Raw genomic sequence first — 16,967 nt, forward strand, 5'->3', positions numbered from 1 at the left:
ACCTGCGTTCGATCCGGCTCTCAGCCACCCGGACTCTCTGTGCGTGCACGGCTGCTTTGACTTCCACTTCAGCGGTTTCGTTCAAAACTGGAGGCATCATACCCCCGCCCCTGCGAGTTTGTCAAACGAAAAAACATGCGCGATGTGCATTCGACGCGCGTCCTTGACGAACCTCCGGCCATGCAGTAGGTTCGATGCCGCACGTCGTCAACCATCGAGAGGAAGGCTTCCCCATGGCCAGAGCCGTCGACAATCGCAAGGTCGCCATCATCGGATGCGGGTTCGTGGGCTCCGCCACGGCCTTCGCCCTCATGCAGAGCGGGCTGTTCACCGAGATGGTGCTCGTGGACGTGGATCGCGAGCGCGCCGAGGGCGAGGCGCTCGACATCGCGCACGGCATGCCCTTCGCCGGCCCCATGAACATCTACGCGGGCGACTACGACGACGTCGCCGACGCGGCCATCGTCATCGTCACCGCCGGGGCGAACCAGCAGCCAGGCGAGACGCGCCTCGACCTCGTGCACAAGAACGTGCGCATCTTCAAGTCCATCGTCCCCGAGATCGCGCGGCGCGACTTCCCCGGCATCCTGCTCGTGGTGTCGAACCCCGTGGACATCCTCACCCACGTGGCCCTGAAGCTCTCGGGGCTGCCCGAGAACCGCGTGATCGGCTCGGGCACGGTGCTCGACACCGCGCGATTCAAGTACATCCTGGGCGAGCATCTGGGCGTGGATCCGCGCAACGTGCACGCGCGCATCATCGGCGAGCACGGCGACAGCGAGATCGCGGCATGGAGCACGGCGAACGTCTCGGGCATCCCCGTGAACGACTTCTGCGAGCTGCGCGGCCACTTCGAGCACGAGGAGTCCATGCGCCGCATAGCCGAGGACGTGAAGAACAGCGCCTACGAGATCATCGCGAAGAAGAAAGCCACCTACTACGGCATCGCCATGTCGGTGAAGCGCATCTGCGAGGCCATCGTCCGCGACGAGAAGCCCATCCTGCCCGTGTCCAACTACCAGCACGGCGTCCACGGCCTGAACGACGTGGTGCTGTCGATGCCGGCCGTGGTGGGCAAGGACGGCATCGAGTACCAGGTGCCCACCCCGCTGTCGGCCGACGAGCTGGCAAGGCTGCACGAGTCGGCGGAAGCGCTGAAGGAGATAATGGCGGAGCTGGATTTGGGGTGAGCGAATAGCCCATTATTATATCTAAAAGCCGCATGCGGCTTTTAGATAGCGCACGGCGGAGATCATTCGTAATCGCGAGCGTTCCGCAGCGGGACCCTCGGCATACACCCTCTAGCACTTAATGAAAGGAAGCCCACAAAAAGTTCTGCATGGTCCGTGTTTCGCGGCAGCGAACAGCATTTCCCCATATCCGCAGGTTTGTCAAAATGAGAGTATTTGGCCCATCATGCAGAAGGTGAAGCGAAAGGGTTCTGGAGACCCCCCCCCCCCCGAACCAAGAAGGTCTTGCCAAGCCAAGAGACGATCGGCCGCACGCTAGGAAATCGCTAGCAAACCTCAAAGGACGATTATGTTTGGATCATTCATTTTCGCCCCTGCGTTTCCAAGAGTCTCCAAAAAGCGTTCGTTCTTCAGATAGTTTAATTACCCCGTTCGATTCTATTCCCTTTCTTTCATATTGGTCTAGGCGACTGATTTCATCGATGGCAACAAAGATCTGCCGACCTTTAACGGATATATACCTATCAACAATATTCGAGAGTGCACTAACTTCAATATTTTTTAAAATCACGCTGTCATGGATAAAAAAGGGCAGCTTCGTTAACTCAAGAATCGCTAGATCAAATATCACGAGGGCGGCGTACGCTCTACCGGTACCGGAATCGCTATCTATGGAGTAATCGTAGCTAGCTTGATACAGATTTAAGCAAGGAAATGGAGAGCTTGGAATAACATCAGAAGAGATTGCTTTGATTTCTTTATTTGTCAAAGCGCTGACTTCATCTATTGCGTCGGTATATGCGCATTCTTCATTGTCCTTTGCAAGATTTAAACACTTTTGAAGTGCAAGCTTACGTTCGTATAAATGCAGAACCTGTTCGTTAGCTATACGATCGGCGATCAGCCGCGCTAACTCTTCGGCTTCAATCTCTACAGAAGAAATGCTCCCTGCAATAATCGAATTGAATCTATTATCCAAACTTTCGATCTCTTTTTGAAATTTTCCGATGTCAGCGGCTGTCCTCTTCCTCTCTTCCGCAATGTATTGATCTAGTATTTCATTCAGGGATACATGAAAGTCTTCGATTTCTTCAACAGAGCGCATATCAACCGATGGGAAAAAGTCATGTAGTTCGCTTATTTGCCTCTGGATTGCTTTTGCTGAACGCTTGGTGGTCTTGGAGGCATTAAGACGATCGAGTCGAGAAGTTAGTTCACTTATTTGTCCCGAAATGCGGGACCTTCGATTTCTTAAGCGCAAAACCTCAGGCGTAAAAGAGGCTTCCATATTTTCTTTAGAAAATTCAAGACTCGCGGTCAACTTTTCTATTTGATCGTTAATGACTTTGATTTGCTTTTCAGCAGCCTTGGCTTCACGCTTCGTAGTTTGAGGCAAATAACATTGCTTCTGAGCTTGGTCTACGGACCTTTTCTCAGCTTCTAATCGGGAAACCTCTGTAGCAAATTCTTCTACGGTCCCATAAAGCTCGAAAAGCTTGACGAGTCTGGCAACAGACTTGGCACCGCTCTCGTTCGGAACGGTATTCAACGGCTTCAAAGGGTCAATATTCCTTTTGCCCCAGATTCTCGAATACAACCCGACTGCGTCCCTAAAGCCCATTCCTGTATGCTGCAATTGGTATTGCCCCTTCAGGAAAGCTTTGAACTCATTGAGCGTTATCGTCTCCTTTTGACCTCTATCTACACGCAGAACCTTTTCTGGATCTTTGGTTGTTCGTATAAACTCGTATTCTTGGCCACCGAATATAAATACTGCTTCTATTTCATGATCGCCTAAAGACTCGACTATCTCATCGGACCTTGCATAATGATTGCCTCCAAAAGCAAAATCTATTAACAATAGTGTTGTTGTTTTTCCAATGGAATTTGAAGCAGCATCATCGCCCAGTATAAAGTTTGCCCCGTCGTGAAATAAGAGCTCCTTCTCTAGAAGCAAACTACATTTAATTCTTTTCAGCATGAAGAAGCACCTCCGAACCTACGACCTCGATTTCTCTCAAAGCATAGAGGCATTCGAGGACTTCTATAAACTCCGCAATGTCGCCGAATGACTCTTCACACCGTTCCCAAAGAATCGCAATATTTTCGGGACCTTGAAGCAAAGCTTTTTTCAGGATGACAAACTGGGGAAATGAGCTTTTTGAATAGGAGATGACTTTATTGGGTAGCATCGCTAAACACCTCGCAGTTCTGCACAAAAAATGATGCCACTATCTCGCATGCCTGCAGAGAAACCGAGAGACCCGCTTTTGTCCGAATCCATTCGGACACAGATTCAAAAATGAGCAATTTGTCATCTGTCTTTCTTGCCGCGCTAAGATAGAACGCACGCACCTCGCAAGCTATACATTCGAAAGTGCCCGGCAAAGATGCATCCAACTCGGAAAAAAGGTTTTGAATAAAACGAAAATAGTCCACTACATTGTTTTCTATCGAACGTCTTTTATAAAAATCGAAGTTAGAACCTACTTTCCCTTCGATCTTCAAAGCCTTCTTCACAGTTCTCAATTCGCCATTATCAAAATCACATTCAGATAGACGGTCAACTACTACGCGGATTTCGTCTTGAATCCCATATTGAGCATACAGGTTCTTTAGGTGCCGTTTCTCGATGTATTCTTTCTTCAAGTTGTATAGTTCTAAATATTCTTCATGTGTTCTTGGATTATCGAATATGTCATGGCAACTTGGACACAAAATGATAAAGTTATCTAAGCCGTTAATATCGTCCGGTTCCGGTATTCCTTTCAAAGCGATGGAATCTTCAAGTGTCGGGTTCAAAGGGTATATATGAGCGGCTTCACCAATTAGTCGCCTTCTTGCCCCCTTGTTTTCCAGCAAACTTTGTTTGCATCTTGGACAAAAATTATCAACTTCAGAATAAAGAAGCTGCCTGTCAATACCGTTTGGTTGATCCCTTTTTCGCATTCCGCAGACCCCGTTGGTCATCCATTTTATTTATAAATATAGCTCATCTGATGGATTTGGTAAAAGGATTCTTTTTGCATCCAGGGAGATACAAGCAGGGTTAAAAATGCAGAAGGAACTTTCTATAGAACTATTGGGGACGCCGAGCGCTTTTCGTTAACGCATGCCCCTCACCGCCACTTCGTGCGCAGTTCCCAGAAGGCCACGGCGCTGGCGGCGGCCACGTTGAGGGAGTCCACGTCGTGGTCCATGGGGATGCGAACCGTGTAGTCGCAGGCCGCGATGGTGGAGGCGGCTAGGCCGTCGCCCTCGGTGCCCAGCACGAGAGCCAGCTTGTCGCATGCCTGCAGGCGCGGGTCGTGGAGCGGCAGGGAGTCGTCCGACAGCGCGAGCGCGGCGGTCTTGAAGCCCAGCGAGCGCAAGAGCCCCACGCCCTCGGCAGCCCAGTCGCGCACGCTGCCGATGCGGGTCCACGGCACCTGGAACACCGTCCCCATGGACACGCGCGCGGCGCGGCGGTACAGCGGGTCGTGGCACGAGGGCGTCACCAGAACCGCGTCGATCCCCAGCGCCGCAGCCGAGCGGAACACGGCGCCGATGTTCGTGTAGTTCGTCACGTCCTCGAGCACGGCCACGCGCCGCGCGTCCGCCAGCAGGTCCTCCACCCTCGGCAGCGGCGGCCGCTCGAACGCGGCCAGCGCACCGCGCGTCACCTCGTAGCCCGTCACGGCATGGAACTGCTCGCGTGTCGCCACGAGCACCGGGAACGCGGGGTCGGCCGCGCACAAACGCTCGATGAGCGGCTGCGTCTGCGCGAGCCATTTCTCCTCCAGAAACAGCGACACCGGGCGCACCCCGGCGACCAGCGCGCGGTCGACGACCTTCGCCGACTCGCCGACGAACAGCCCGTGCTCGAAATCGGGACAGTCCCGCAGCTGCGCGTCGGTCATGCCCGAGTACACCGCGAGCCGCGGGTCGCCCACACCGTCCAAGTGCACCAGCGGCACGGCGCGCCCGCCCTACGCCGCGGCTTGCTTGATGGCCGCCAGCAGGTCGTCGAACTCCTCGAACGCGGGGAGGTCGGGGTTGTCGGCCTTGATGGCGTCGGTGCTGCGGAACAGGAACCCGGCCTTGCTCGCCTTGATCATGCCCAAATCGTTGAAGCTGTCGCCGGCGGCGATGGTGTCGAAGCCGCACGACTGCAGCGCGCGCACCGTGGTGAGCTTGGACTCGGGGCAGCGCATGCGGATGCCCGAAATCTCGCCGTCGGGCGTCATCTCCAGCTCGTTGCAGAAGATGGTGGGCCATCCCAGCTTCTCCATAAGAGGGCTCGCGAACTGGGTGAACGTGTCGCTGATGATGATGACCTGCATCTGCGCGCGCAGCTCGTCCAAGAACTCCTTCGCGCCCGGCAGCGGGTCGATGGCGGCGATGGTGCGCTGGATCTCCGCCAAGCCCAAGCCGTGCTCCTTGAGCGTGTCCAAGCGGAACTTCATGAGCTTGTCGTAGTCGGGCTCGTCGCGCGTCGTGCGCTTGAGCTCCGGGATGCCGCTCGCCTCGGCGAACGCGATCCATATCTCGGGCACGAGCACGCCCTCCAAATCAAGGCAGGTCACATACATGGGGCACAACCCTTCTCTTCAACGTCGTTGCATTCTTGCAGCATACCCGAGCACTTGCCGTTGGGAAAGCCCGGAACGCCTGTTTCCCGCCGCTCGGGTGCACACGCCGGGAGGCGGCCGACGGTCTCGCCAACCGTCGAGGTTCCCCGCGCTCAGCCCTGCGGAACCTCGGCCACGACCTCCACCTCCACGAGCGCGCCCTTCGGCAGCCGCGCCACCTCCATGGCCGAGCGGGCCGGACGCCGCGCGCCGAACCACTTCGCGTACTCCTCGTTGAAGGCGGCAAAGTCGTCCATGTCGGCAAGGAAGCACGTGGCCTTCACCACGTGGTCGAAGTCGGTGCCGGCCGCCGCCAGCAGGGCGGCCACGTTGCGCATCGCCTGCGCGGCCTGCTCCGTCGCGGTGTCGCCCACGAGCTTCCCCGTAACCGGGTCGAGGGCGATCTGTCCCGAGGCGAACAACAGTCCTTGCGAAACAACCCCTTGCGCGTACGGCCCGATGGCCTCCGGGGCGTCGGACGTTGCGATGGTCTCCATGGGCGAACCCCTTTCGTCATGGCGCGGCGGCGCTCCCGCGCGAAGCGGCGCGGACACCGAGAAATCCTTGATCATTCTAGCGCATCGCGAGCCGCACGGGTGCGCGTCGGCACGACAACCTCCTTCGCGCGGCGCCTCGGTTGCTCTATAATCGTCTGAACGTTCGTGCACTGCCGATGCAAAGGGGGCCCTGTGGCCGCTACTGTCAAAACGCTGATCGAGAACAACGGCGAGCTCTACTGGGGCACGCGCCACGCCGACCCGGGATACCACTACGGCCTGTCTTTGGACGTGATGGAGAACGGGCTGGTCGCGCGCCTCGTGTACGTGATGAGCGACCTCAACGACAACGACGAGCCGCTCGTGACGCCCGAGACGCTGGTTTCTTGCTACCACGTGGACGACTTGCCGGGGAACGGCATCGTCATCAGCGACCTCATGGAGGAGGACGAGGACGCCATCGGCTGGTACTGCGTCGAAGAATCGTTCTTCGACAAGGACGACGTGGAGGCGCTGCAGCAGAGCAACGCGCAGCTCGGCGGCTACCTCGACATCGTCTTGCAGATCATGACCATCTCGGCGGACGAGATTGCGGCCGGCATGCCGTCGTTGAACGAGATCACGTTCTTCGACCTGCTCGCCGAGCTGGAGGGCATCGCCGAGAACATCGACAACGGCAAGCTGGAAAAGCCCCTGCCCTTCACGTTCCGCCTGATCGGCGACGCGCTGCTGGGCTGGCAGTTCGCAGACGAGGCCGACTGGCGCTAGGTTCGGGGCGGGCAGAGGCTCTTCCTTGGTCGGGCGATCTCCGTAGGGGCGCTCTCCAAAGCGCCCGCTCGCGAGGAGCGCGAGAACGCGAGCCTCGGTTGCTTTTTCCGGCTTCGCCGGAACGGACGCTCTGGAGAGCGCCCCTACGAAGGCGACGGGGTCGCACGGCTCCCCTCTCACTCGGGATGACAAGAGGGGAAGAAGGGCGATCGGCCGCTCCGGCGTTTCACTGCTGGCGCGGTTCCTTCCTTTTATGTTACTATGCAAGTATCATTTACTAGCATGAGCCGGAACCGAGACCGCAAGGGAAGCGAGCCATGATCGACAAAGCCATCTTTGCGCTGCCGGGGATCAAGCGCATCCTCGGGCTGCTGGCGGCGTTCGCCACCCTGCAGGCGTTCGCGGTGCTGGGGCAGGCATGGTCGCTGTCCACGGCCGTGACGAACCTCTGGCTCGGCGACGCGGTGTACGACCAAGCCCTGCTCGTGGCCGCGTTCCTCGCGTGCTTCGTCGGTAGGCAGGGCGTGCTCTACGTGCAGTCCGGCCTGCTCGACCGCTACGCCTACGAGCAGGCAAACGCGCTGCGCCAGGCGCTGCTGGGCAAGGTGTTCACCACGAACGCGCGGCTCGTGCAGGCGCACGGCACCGGCAGCGTGACGGCGGCAGTGCTCGAGGGCGCCGACCAGGTGGAGACGTACTTCAAGCTCATCCTGCCCAAAGTCACGGGCATCGCCATCATTCCCACCATCCTCCTGATCGCGGCCTTCGCGCTCGACTGGGTGTCGGGCCTCATCATGTTCGTGGCCTTCCCCTTCATCATCCTGTACATGGTCATCATGGGTCACACGGCGAAGGAGAAGGCGTCGCGCCAGCACCGCACGTTCGAGATCATGTCGAACCACTTCATCGACACGCTGCGCGGCATCGACACGCTCAAGCTGTTCGGCATGTCCAAGCGCTACGGGAAGAGCATCTACGAGGTGAGCGAGCGCTTTCGCGAGGCCACCATGCGCACGCTCAAGGTGGCGAACCTCTCCAGCCTGGTGCTGGACACGTTCGCCACGCTGTCGGTGGCGGCCGTGGCGTTCATGCTGGGCTTCCGCTTGATCGACGGCTCGGTCACGCTGTTCCCCGCGCTCGCGCTGCTCGTGATCGCGCCCGAGTACTTCCGCCCCATCCGCGAGTTCGCGGCCGACTACCACGCCTCGCTCGACGGCAAGAACGCGCTCGCCTCCATACGCGCGCTCGTGGATGCCCCCGACGACCCGCCCGACGAGCTTCCGCTGCCCGCTTGGAGCGACGGCGCTCGCCTCGCGCTCGACGGCGTGGGCTTCTCGTACCCGGAGTTCAAGGCGCTCGAAGGCGTGTCGCTTGCAGCCGAGGGCTTCCAGAAGATCGGCATTATCGGCGCGAGCGGATCAGGCAAGAGCACGCTGGTGAACCTGCTGGGCGGCTTCGCGTCGCCCGACGAGGGCGCCGTGAGCATCGCCGGCACGCAGGCGGGCAGCTTCCGCCAGGACGCGTGGCAGAGCCAGGTGGTCTACATCCCGCAGGACCCTTACATCTTCCATGCCACGCTGCGCGAAAACATCGTGTTCTACCGCCCCGACGCCACCGACGCGGAAGTCGCGCGGGCCGTCGAGGTGGTGGGTCTGGACGAGCTGGTGAGCGAGCTGCCCGAGGGGTTGGAAACGCGCATCGGCGAGGGGGCGCGGGCGCTGTCCGGCGGGCAGGCGCAGCGCATCGCGCTCGCGCGCGCCTTCCTCGACCGCGGCCGCAAGGTGCTCCTGTTCGACGAGCCCACCGCGCACCTGGACATCGAGACGGAGATGGAGCTGAAGGAGCGCATGCTGCCGCTCATGGAGGGGCGCCTGGTGTTCTTCGCCACGCACCGTCTGCATTGGATGCACGACATGGACTCCATCGTGGTCATGGAGGACGGGCGCGTGGCCGAACAGGGCACGTTGGCCGAACTGCGCGCGTCCGACGGCGCGTTCGCGCGCCTGGCCGCGCAGTTAGAAGGGGGTGCGCGATGAGGCAGAACGCCGCCCGCCGTCCCGACCGCTGGGTCGTGCCCTTCTTCAAACGGTACTGGAAGGCGCTCGCGCTGGCGCTGTTCCTGGGCGTGGCCACGTTCGGGTTCGCGAGCGGGCTCATGGTGACGTCCGGATTCCTCATCAGCGCGGCGGCCGAGATGCCCGGCAGCATCCTCATGGTGCACCTGCCCACGCTCTTCGTGCGCATCTTCGGCATCGGCAAGCCCATCCTGCAGTACCTCGAGCGTCTGACCAGCCACGACTGGGTGCTGCGCATGACGAGCAGCCTGCGCCTCAAGCTGTACGAGACGCTTGAGCACGACGCCGTGTTCTTCCGCCGCAGCCACCGCACGGGCGACATCCTAGGGCTTCTGGCCGAGGACATCGGGCATCTGCAGAACCTGTACCTGCGCGCGGTGTTCCCCACCGTGGTGGCGTGGCTCGTGTACGCGCTGGCCGTGATCGCGCTCGGGCTGTTCTCGCCGTGGTTCGCGCTGGCCTTCGCGCTCGTGCTGGGCGTGGAGGTGTTCCTGGTGCCGCTCGTGTCGATGCTCGCGAACCGCGCGCGCGTCGAGCGCCGCAAGGCCATGAAGAACGAGCTGTACGGCGAGCTCACCGACAACGTGCTGGGCGCGTCCGACTGGATATTCGCGCGGCGCGGCGCGGAGTACCTCTCGCGCCACCAGGCTGCCGAGCGGGCCATGCGCGACGAGAACGCGCGCCTCGACCGCTTCGCGCGCCGCCGCGACCTCGCGTCCACGGCGGTGTTCGGCGTCGCGGCGGCCCTGCTGCTCCTATGGGCCGGCGGCTACTTCGGAGGTCAGCCCGGCGGGGCGGCGAACTGGATAGCCGCGTTCGTGCTGGGCTTCTTCCCCCTCATCGACGCGTTCGCGCCGCTGCCGGCGGCGGCCACCGAGGGATGCGTCTACCGCGACTCCATCCGCCGCCTGAACGAGCTGCCGCAGGCGGTCGAGCAGAGCGAGCCCACGCCGGCCGTGGAAGCGCCCCTCTCCATCGTCGTCGACCACGTGGCGTTCAGCTACCCCGGCTCTGCGCGCGTCGTGCTCGACGACGTGAGCCTGACCATCCCGCAGGGCCAGAAGATCGCTATCCTGGGCCGCAGCGGCTCGGGCAAGAGCACGCTGGCCTCCCTCGTCCGCGGCGATCTGGCGCCCACGACGGGCAGCGTCACGCTGAACGGCGTGCCCGCCAGCCGCTTCGGCGACGACATGGCGAAGCACATAGGCGTCATCCAGCAGCAGACGTACCTGTTCAACATGACGCTGCGCGAGAACCTGCGCATCGGCAACCCCGCCGCTGCCGACGAGGAGGTGTGGGAGGTGCTCGCCCACGTGGGCCTGGCCGACATGGCCCGCCGCCTGCCCGAGGGCCTGGACACCCTGGTGGACGAGGCCGGCATGCGCTTCTCGGGCGGCGAGCGCCACCGCATCGCGCTCGCCCGCGTGCTGCTGCAGGACACACCCGTCATCCTGCTGGACGAGCCCACGGTGGGCCTGGACCCCGTGACCGAGCGGGCGCTGCTCGACACGTTCGTCGAGAACGCCCAGGGCAAGACGCTCATCATGATCACCCACCATCTGCAGGGCGTGTCGGCCATGGACCGCGTCGTGTTCGTGGAGAACGGCAAGCTGGAGATGGAAGGTTCGCCCGCCGAGCTGGAGCGCACGAGCGAGCGCTACCGCCGCCTGCTGGCCTTCGACTGCGGGATCGCGGCGGGGTAAACGGGCAACGCGCGGCGGCAGGCGAAGCGGCGACAACGAAGACAGTCCCTTTTTTCACAGCGGCGCAACAGCGCATTCAACTCTCTTGTATTCATGCGTACGCATGAAGTATACTTTTAAATATAGAAATTCATTTGAACGCATGAATACAATGATTATTGCCCTCTATTCACTCGTTCGAATGAATTGTGTTCAGAACGCCTACCCGAGCGAAAGGAGCGCACGTGACCGCATTCGCCACTGCCGAGGAACTGGGCGCCATCGTTCGCACTGAGCGCAGGCGACAGGGCTACACGCAAACCAAGCTGGCGCGCTACTCGGGCGTCGGCATAAACTTCGTGTCGAACCTCGAGAACGGCAAGGAGACCTCCGAGCTGGGAAAAACGCTGCGCGTCGTTCAAACATTGGGCCTCGACCTCTCCGCCTGCGCGAGGGACAACCGATGAAGGCGCTGTCGGTGTTCCGGCTGGACGGGCCGGAACACCAGCTCGTCGGGCGCATCGTCCTAGAACCCGCAACGTTCGCCTACGACCCCGGCTACCTTGCGCTTCCCGATGCCTGCGCGCTCAGCTGCTCGCTGCCCTTGCGCGAAGAGCCTTACTCGGAAGACCGGCTCATGCCGTATTTCGACGGGCTGCTCCCTGAAGGCACGGCGCGAATCGCCCAAGCGGCCGCCCTCAACGTGGAGCCCGACAACTACCTCATGCTGCTGCTCCGCTGCGGGCTGGAAATAATCGGCGACATCGCCGTGACGGAAGGAGAACCGCCCGCAACGCAGGGGGGCTACCGCCCCTTAGACGAGCGCAACCTGGAAGCCCTGTTCTCCAGCATGGGAGAGCTTGCTGAATCCAACTCCGAAGCCCGCCTCTCGCTTGCCGGAACGCAGGGGAAGACGGGGCTCGCGCACGCATCGGGCGCAACGATGGAAAGCGGCTGGCTGCAACCTCGTGCGGGCGCCGCGTCCACCCATATCCTGAAGGTGGGCGCGCTTCCCGACGTGCCCTTCTTGGAATACCTCTGCCTGAAAACCGCAGCGGCCTGCGGCATCGACTCGCCGGAAGTCGATCTGCTCCGTTTCGGGAGGCCAGTTCTGTGCGTTGCGCGCTACGACCGCGCCGTCACGCCCGGCGGAGAGTCCCCGCACGTCGCCCGACTTCATCAGGAAGATTTTGCCCAAGCCCTGGGCGTCCTCCCCGACGCGAAGTACCGCGAACTCGAGCCTTCGACGGCCACCGCGGTCGCCAACCTCCTGCGCACGCGCTCGACGCGCCCCCTGGAGGATATCGAGACGTTCGCCCGCGTCACCCTGTTCAACTACCTGGTGGGAAACTGCGACAACCACCTGAAGAACCTTTCGCTGTTGCATCGCCCGTCGGGCGCGGGGCTGCGCTTGGCACCCGTGTACGACCTCGTGTCCACCACACGCTTCGACCGATTCTCGCGCGCCATGGGAATGAGGCTGGGCGGGGCGAGCGTCATCGACGACGTGAAGGCCGATGATTTGACGAAGTTCGGCGAAACGATCGGCGTCGATCGGAGAGAGCTGGCCGAGATCGCCCGCGAGCTGGCAGAAGCGGTGACGGGCGCCTTGCGAGCAGCGGGCGACGAGCAGCCGCAATTCCCCGAGCTGCCCTACGTAGCCGACGACCTGCTCGAGGACATGGCCCCCCGGTTGGACGTGCTCGACCATTTCGCCACCTGATCGACGTCGGTCGCGCGCACCTGCAAGGTGGGAAATTCACGACAGCAATCAGGCGCAAAATACGAGATGGGAAGCGCGGCTGCGAGGGACGGTCGTCTCTCTGGACGCGCGTTCTTTTTCATAGCAGTCCTGCCTCGTCGGCGAAGTACGTGCATCATATTACTCGGGCGATGATGCACGTAAGCAGGATCATGAGGCAGAAACCAATACCGTTCGGGAACCGAAACCCACGGACGGGCGGTCCCCCCCCCCCGCCGTAACCAATCCGCGTTTCGCAACATTACGTTGCTTTACGCCGAAGCGCGCGCCGTGGTTCAATGGGGCGGCGGCCGTGCCGGCCGACCACCCGCCCTCGCCCCGACGAAAGGACCCCTCATGGCCATCGGAGAGACCCTCGCCCGCATGCGCAAGGAACGCGACCTCACGCAAGAGGACGTGGCGCGCAAGCTCTACGTCACCCGCCAGGCCGTCTCGCGCTGGGAGAACGGCGAGACCGAGCCGAGCGTGGACATGTGCAAGCTCATAGCCGCCACGTTCGACATGCCGCTCATGCAGCTGCTGGAGATGCCCGACGGCGACTACTGCCAAAGCTGCGGCATGCCGTTCTTCCAGGAGGACGACCACGGCAGCGAGGCCGACGGCGGCCGCTCGGACGACTTCTGCTCTATGTGCTACCAGAGCGGCGCGTTCGTGGGCGACGAGTCGATGGAGGAGCTCATCGAAGAGGCTGCCCCCGAAATGGCCGAATCGTGCCACATCACCCGCGACGAGGCCGTCTCGTTCATGGGCGCGCTGCTCCCCCACCTCAAACGCTGGAGGTAGAACGGCCAATTCGCCATATTGACAACCCGATGCGGTGTGTTATATTGAACATGTTCAAATCATGTTCAATATAGAAAGGGCACACCATGGCGAAGGAGAGCGCGCAAGGCACACGCGATCGAATAGTGCAGGCAGCGAAAGAGTTGCTGGACGAGGCAACCGACATCGACAACATCACCGTGCGGGACATTGCTCAACGCGCTGATGTGGGAACAGGATTGGTCAACTATCATTTCGGATCGAAGGACGCGCTGCTGGGCATAGCGATCGGCGATACGATGACGCACGTGATCGAAAAGGCAGCGCAAGCGGGCCGGCCTTCGGAGAGCCCCCGAGAGCACCTCAAGAACATGCTCGAAGAGCTCTGCGACATCGCCATGGAGAACCGCAAGCTGATGCAGTTCGTACTCACCCAAAGCGTTACGGGAGGCGACACGGACACGCCGTTGCGCCTCGTGCCGTTTCTCCGCAACCTGTTCGGCGAATACGCAGACGAAAGAAAGCTGCGCGTCATCGCCCTGCAGATCATCCATCCGTTGCAAGTGGCGGCCCTCTCGCCCGAAGCATTCAAAGCCTACAGCGGATTCGATTTGGAAGACGCCGAATCGCGCAGACGCTATCTGGCCCTGCTGGTCGACAACCTGACCGCACCGGCAAAGGAGGCGGTCCGATGAAGGCCCTCGCCGTTGCCAGCGCAATCGCCACGTTCCTAGCCTCGTTGTCCGCCGCGATCTGCGGGGCATGGATGCATGCGGGCGGCGCAAGCGTAGCCGATGCCATCGAGTTCCACACTACATGCGCCGTCGGAACGCTTGTTTTTAGCGGAATCACCATCCTGCTCGTGGCAACCGCATTGCGGCGAACGCACGGCAAAGATCGAGCTTCGCAATGAAGACGCTCGTCGCCTACTCCACGAAATCGGGGGCAAGCCGCCTGTGCGCCGAACATCTGGCCGAGCGCCTCCCTGCCGCCACCCTCGCCGACTTGTCGTGCGACCAGCCCGACCCGACCGGGTTCGACGCCGTCGTCGTGGGTTCTGGCGTTCGCATGGGCAAATTCTACAAGCCGGCGCTCCGCTTTCTCTCTGCCAACGAACAGGCACTTTCGAGTACGCCGCTCATCCTCTTCACCTGCAACGCCTATCCCGACACCTTCGACAAGGCCCTGCGCGACAACGTTCCGCAATCGCTGCTCGGCCACGCCCGCTGTGCATTGTCTCTGGGCGGCCTCCCGCCGTTTCGGAAGGTGCCGTTCTCCGAGTGGGCGAATACGAAGGCGATCGATCACCTTTGCGCGGAGCTAAGAGAACTTGAGCCGTAGCGCTCGGGGCGCGGCCGGACAAGCTAGCGCGCTCGGTCGGCCGCGCCCTTCGTCGCAAGCTCCGTCAAGCCGACGCCGCTCCGTCCCGCTCGGCAAACACCTCGCGTGCGACCGCAACCGCGTTCAGCACTCGGGGGAACCCCACGTAGGGCACGCATTGGATGAACGTCTCGATCACCTCTTCGCGCGTCATGCCCACGTTCAGACTCCCGTTGACGTGCACCTTCAGTTGGGGCTCGCACGCTCCTTGGGCACACAGGCACGCGATGGTGACAACCTCCCGGTCGCGCAACCCCAGCCCCGGCCGTTCGTACACGTCGCCGAAAGCAAATTCGACGATGTAGCGCCCCAAGTCGGGCGCGATGTCCCCAAGCGACTCCACCACCGCTCGACCGCCCTCCCCGTCCACGCTCGCCAGGTTCGCGAGGCCTCGTTCGTAGCGCGTGCCCTCCATGATCTTGCTCCTTTCTGCTAGACTGCGAGCATCACGATAGAACCTGAACTGCAGTTGAGGTCAAGGGGGCTTCGCCATGAAGATCGGGGAATTCTCGCAGTTGGTCGGGCTGTCGATAAGCACGCTCCACTACTACGAGCGGCGTGGACTGCTCGCGCCAGACCGCGACGCTTCGGGCCACAGGAGTTACTCCGAAACCGATGCGGCCTGGATCGCCTTCGTGAAGCGGCTCAAGGAAACCGGCATGCCCATCGCGGGCATCGAGCGCTACGCAAAACTGCGCGCGCAAGGCGACGCAACGCTCGCCCTGCGCCTCGATATGCTCGAGGAGCACCGCGTCGCCGTCGTCGTCGAGCTTCGGCGACAGGAGGAGAACCTAACGCATTTGGACGAGAAAATCGAGTTCTATCGAAACGCATTGCGAGCGGCCGACTGACCTTCGCTTTACGGTCGCTTCGAAAAGAGCCGGAATCCGGCTGTCTACACTCGCTTCACCGCGCGCATCTCCACGTAGCCGGCGACCGGGTCGGGCTCGTACTGCACGCGGGGGCTGTCGTCGTCCCATGCGTAGCCGACAACGGCCGGGTCGTAGCGCTCCATCGCGCGCTGCACGGACTCCACGGCGCCAATGAAATCCTCCTCGCGGAAGGGTTCGCCTTGGAACGCGAGGTAGGTGGCGGCGGGCAGGTCGACGACGTCGAAGCCGCCAGGTACGGGGCCCTCGAAATCGGCGGGCATCTCCGCGCCCTGCACGTAGACGGACGTGCCGGCCGGACGGTAGCGCGGCGGCAGCCACAGGCTCACCGGCTCGCCGCCCAGCTGCTCCATGCTGGTGACAAGGCCCCACACCTCGCAGCCCACCTCCTCGCCGTACGAGAAGTAATCGAACGCCCGCACGCCGCGCTTCAGCACCACGCGCCGCGCCGGCTTCTCCACCACCTGCACCAGCACGGTGCGCTCCTCTCCCGCCGAAGCGGGCTCGTGCGCGCGGCGCAGCTCCTCGAACTTCACGCCGTAGGGAACGAACAGCCCGATGGGCACCGGCTCGGCCGCGTAGGCGCCCGGGTTGCAGCCGAACTCGCGCAAGAACGCGCGCTGGTAGCCGTCCACGCTGCCGAAGCCCGACTCGAACGCGACGTCGGACACGCGAAGCCCTTCCTCGCGCAGGCGCGCGGCCGAACGCGAGAGGCGCAGGCGACGCCGGTAGTCGGCCGGCGTCATGCCCGTGTAGCGCTTGAACAGCCGATAGGAATGCCACGGCGAGAACAGCGACACGGCGGCCAGATCCTCGGTCGACACGTCGTCCTCGACGTGCGCCGCGAGGTAGTCCTGCATCCGCTGCACCGCCAGCACCTGGTCGTCCACTCCGCACCTCCCCTTTCAACCGTCGCGGCCCACTCTACCGCATGTTCCTGCAAGCGCTCGACCGTTTTGCCCTTTTCCCTTCGAAAGACCGAACGGCCACGGCCGTGCACGCCACGGCCAGTGCGACCAGATCACCATGCTCACATCGCGCATGTTCAGCTTGAGCTCGATGCCGAGCGGCGTAGCGAACGCCTTGGGTTCGATGCCGCCAGCGACCCCCGAAACGCACGAAAATCACCGCTGTGAAGCGATTCGACGGCCCCGACGCGTCCTCGAAGGGCCCTCGCCCGTCCCCGCCTCGCATGCCGCGAACGTTTTCCCAGCTCGCAAAACGCGTTCGTGCCGACCCTCAAAGCCGCGAGCTTCACAGCGGTGATTTTCGTGCGCTTCAAGGGCGATCCGCTGCATCAAAACCTTCGTCGACGCGCCGCGCGTCCTCTGCGCAGCGCCCGACGGCGATC

Annotated in this window: 19 protein-coding genes; 11 read left to right on the top strand and 8 right to left on the bottom strand. The window is 61.8% G+C overall.

Features of this window, described 5'->3' with window-relative positions; all coding sequences use genetic code 11:
- The first annotated feature begins 233 nt into the window (after positions 1-233).
- Positions 234-1,190, top strand: coding sequence for an L-lactate dehydrogenase (locus C1878_RS03235; protein WP_114600272.1), 957 nt, complete (start codon positions 234-236; stop codon positions 1,188-1,190).
- Positions 1,191-1,548: 358 nt separating this feature from the next.
- Here the strand turns inward: C1878_RS03235 and C1878_RS03240 are convergent, their stop codons facing one another.
- The 6 genes from C1878_RS03240 to C1878_RS03260 form a co-directional block, all read right to left on the bottom strand.
- A complete protein-coding gene (locus C1878_RS03240; RefSeq protein ID WP_114600273.1) occupies positions 1,549-3,171 on the bottom strand; it encodes a DUF2326 domain-containing protein in 1,623 nt (540 codons plus the stop codon).
- Positions 3,155-3,382 (bottom strand): ABC-three component system middle component 7, encoded by a 228-nt coding sequence (locus C1878_RS17050; RefSeq protein ID WP_369833495.1) that lies wholly within the window; start codon positions 3,380-3,382, stop codon positions 3,155-3,157. The genes C1878_RS03240 and C1878_RS17050 overlap by 17 nt, the downstream gene beginning before the upstream one ends.
- Complete coding sequence (locus C1878_RS03245) at positions 3,369-4,160, bottom strand: ABC-three component system protein (protein WP_114600274.1); 792 nt, start codon at positions 4,158-4,160, stop codon at positions 3,369-3,371. The genes C1878_RS17050 and C1878_RS03245 overlap by 14 nt, the downstream gene beginning before the upstream one ends.
- 149 nt (positions 4,161-4,309) lie before the next feature.
- Positions 4,310-5,089 carry a TrmH family RNA methyltransferase gene (locus C1878_RS03250; protein WP_369833497.1) on the bottom strand — a complete coding sequence of 260 codons (780 nt, stop codon included), beginning with the start codon at positions 5,087-5,089 and terminating at the stop codon, positions 4,310-4,312.
- A 69-nt stretch (positions 5,090-5,158) separates the two neighbouring features.
- Positions 5,159-5,761 (bottom strand): bifunctional phosphoserine phosphatase/homoserine phosphotransferase ThrH, encoded by a 603-nt coding sequence (gene thrH, locus C1878_RS03255; protein WP_114600276.1) that lies wholly within the window; start codon positions 5,759-5,761, stop codon positions 5,159-5,161.
- Positions 5,762-5,913: 152 nt separating this feature from the next.
- Positions 5,914-6,297, bottom strand: a complete 384-nt coding sequence (locus C1878_RS03260; RefSeq protein ID WP_114600277.1) for a Rid family detoxifying hydrolase — start codon at positions 6,295-6,297, stop codon at positions 5,914-5,916.
- Between the two features lie 192 nt (positions 6,298-6,489).
- Between C1878_RS03260 and C1878_RS03265 the strand changes: the two genes are divergently transcribed.
- The 9 genes from C1878_RS03265 (at position 6,490) to C1878_RS03305 (ending at position 14,687) form a co-directional block, all read left to right on the top strand.
- A complete protein-coding gene (locus C1878_RS03265; protein WP_114600278.1) occupies positions 6,490-7,065 on the top strand; it encodes a hypothetical protein in 576 nt (191 codons plus the stop codon).
- A 317-nt stretch (positions 7,066-7,382) separates the two neighbouring features.
- Positions 7,383-9,101 (top strand): thiol reductant ABC exporter subunit CydD, encoded by a 1,719-nt coding sequence (cydD, locus tag C1878_RS03270; protein WP_114600279.1) that lies wholly within the window; start codon positions 7,383-7,385, stop codon positions 9,099-9,101.
- Positions 9,098-10,843, top strand: a complete 1,746-nt coding sequence (cydC, locus tag C1878_RS03275) for a thiol reductant ABC exporter subunit CydC (protein WP_114600280.1) — start codon at positions 9,098-9,100, stop codon at positions 10,841-10,843. Before cydD ends, cydC begins: the two co-directional genes overlap by 4 nt.
- Positions 10,844-11,067: 224 nt before the next feature.
- A complete protein-coding gene (locus tag C1878_RS03280) occupies positions 11,068-11,289 on the top strand; it encodes a type II toxin-antitoxin system Y4mF family antitoxin (protein ID WP_114600281.1) in 222 nt (73 codons plus the stop codon).
- Positions 11,286-12,545, top strand: a complete 1,260-nt coding sequence (locus C1878_RS03285; protein ID WP_114600282.1) for a HipA domain-containing protein — start codon at positions 11,286-11,288, stop codon at positions 12,543-12,545. The genes C1878_RS03280 and C1878_RS03285 overlap by 4 nt, the downstream gene beginning before the upstream one ends.
- 375 nt (positions 12,546-12,920) lie before the next feature.
- Positions 12,921-13,367 carry a zinc ribbon domain-containing protein gene (locus tag C1878_RS03290; protein ID WP_114600283.1) on the top strand — a complete coding sequence of 149 codons (447 nt, stop codon included), beginning with the start codon at positions 12,921-12,923 and terminating at the stop codon, positions 13,365-13,367.
- 86 nt (positions 13,368-13,453) lie between these two features.
- On the top strand, positions 13,454-14,041 hold the full coding sequence (locus tag C1878_RS03295; protein ID WP_114600284.1) for a TetR/AcrR family transcriptional regulator: 588 nt from the start codon (positions 13,454-13,456) through the stop codon (positions 14,039-14,041).
- On the top strand, positions 14,038-14,259 hold the full coding sequence (locus C1878_RS03300; RefSeq protein ID WP_114600285.1) for a hypothetical protein: 222 nt from the start codon (positions 14,038-14,040) through the stop codon (positions 14,257-14,259). The genes C1878_RS03295 and C1878_RS03300 overlap by 4 nt, the downstream gene beginning before the upstream one ends.
- Positions 14,256-14,687, top strand: a complete 432-nt coding sequence (locus C1878_RS03305; RefSeq protein ID WP_114600286.1) for a flavodoxin domain-containing protein — start codon at positions 14,256-14,258, stop codon at positions 14,685-14,687. Before C1878_RS03300 ends, C1878_RS03305 begins: the two co-directional genes overlap by 4 nt.
- A gap of 64 nt (positions 14,688-14,751) precedes the next feature.
- Here C1878_RS03305 and C1878_RS03310 read toward each other — a convergent pair whose 3' ends face one another.
- Positions 14,752-15,141 (bottom strand): carboxymuconolactone decarboxylase family protein, encoded by a 390-nt coding sequence (locus C1878_RS03310; RefSeq protein ID WP_114600287.1) that lies wholly within the window; start codon positions 15,139-15,141, stop codon positions 14,752-14,754.
- A 76-nt stretch (positions 15,142-15,217) separates the two neighbouring features.
- Here C1878_RS03310 and C1878_RS03315 point away from each other — a divergent pair, with 76 nt between their 5' ends.
- The gene (locus tag C1878_RS03315; protein ID WP_114600288.1) at positions 15,218-15,577 is read left to right on the top strand and encodes a MerR family transcriptional regulator; all 360 of its coding nucleotides are present in this window, start codon (positions 15,218-15,220) and stop codon (positions 15,575-15,577) included.
- Between the two features lie 44 nt (positions 15,578-15,621).
- On the opposite strand, the gene C1878_RS03320 is transcribed toward C1878_RS03315, so the two are convergent.
- Positions 15,622-16,506, bottom strand: coding sequence for a helix-turn-helix domain-containing protein (locus C1878_RS03320; RefSeq protein WP_199519277.1), 885 nt, complete (start codon positions 16,504-16,506; stop codon positions 15,622-15,624).
- Positions 16,507-16,967: the final 461 nt, after the last annotated feature.

Source organism: Gordonibacter sp. 28C, assembly GCF_003339845.1.
Classification (GTDB): Bacteria; Actinomycetota; Coriobacteriia; order Coriobacteriales; family Eggerthellaceae; genus Gordonibacter.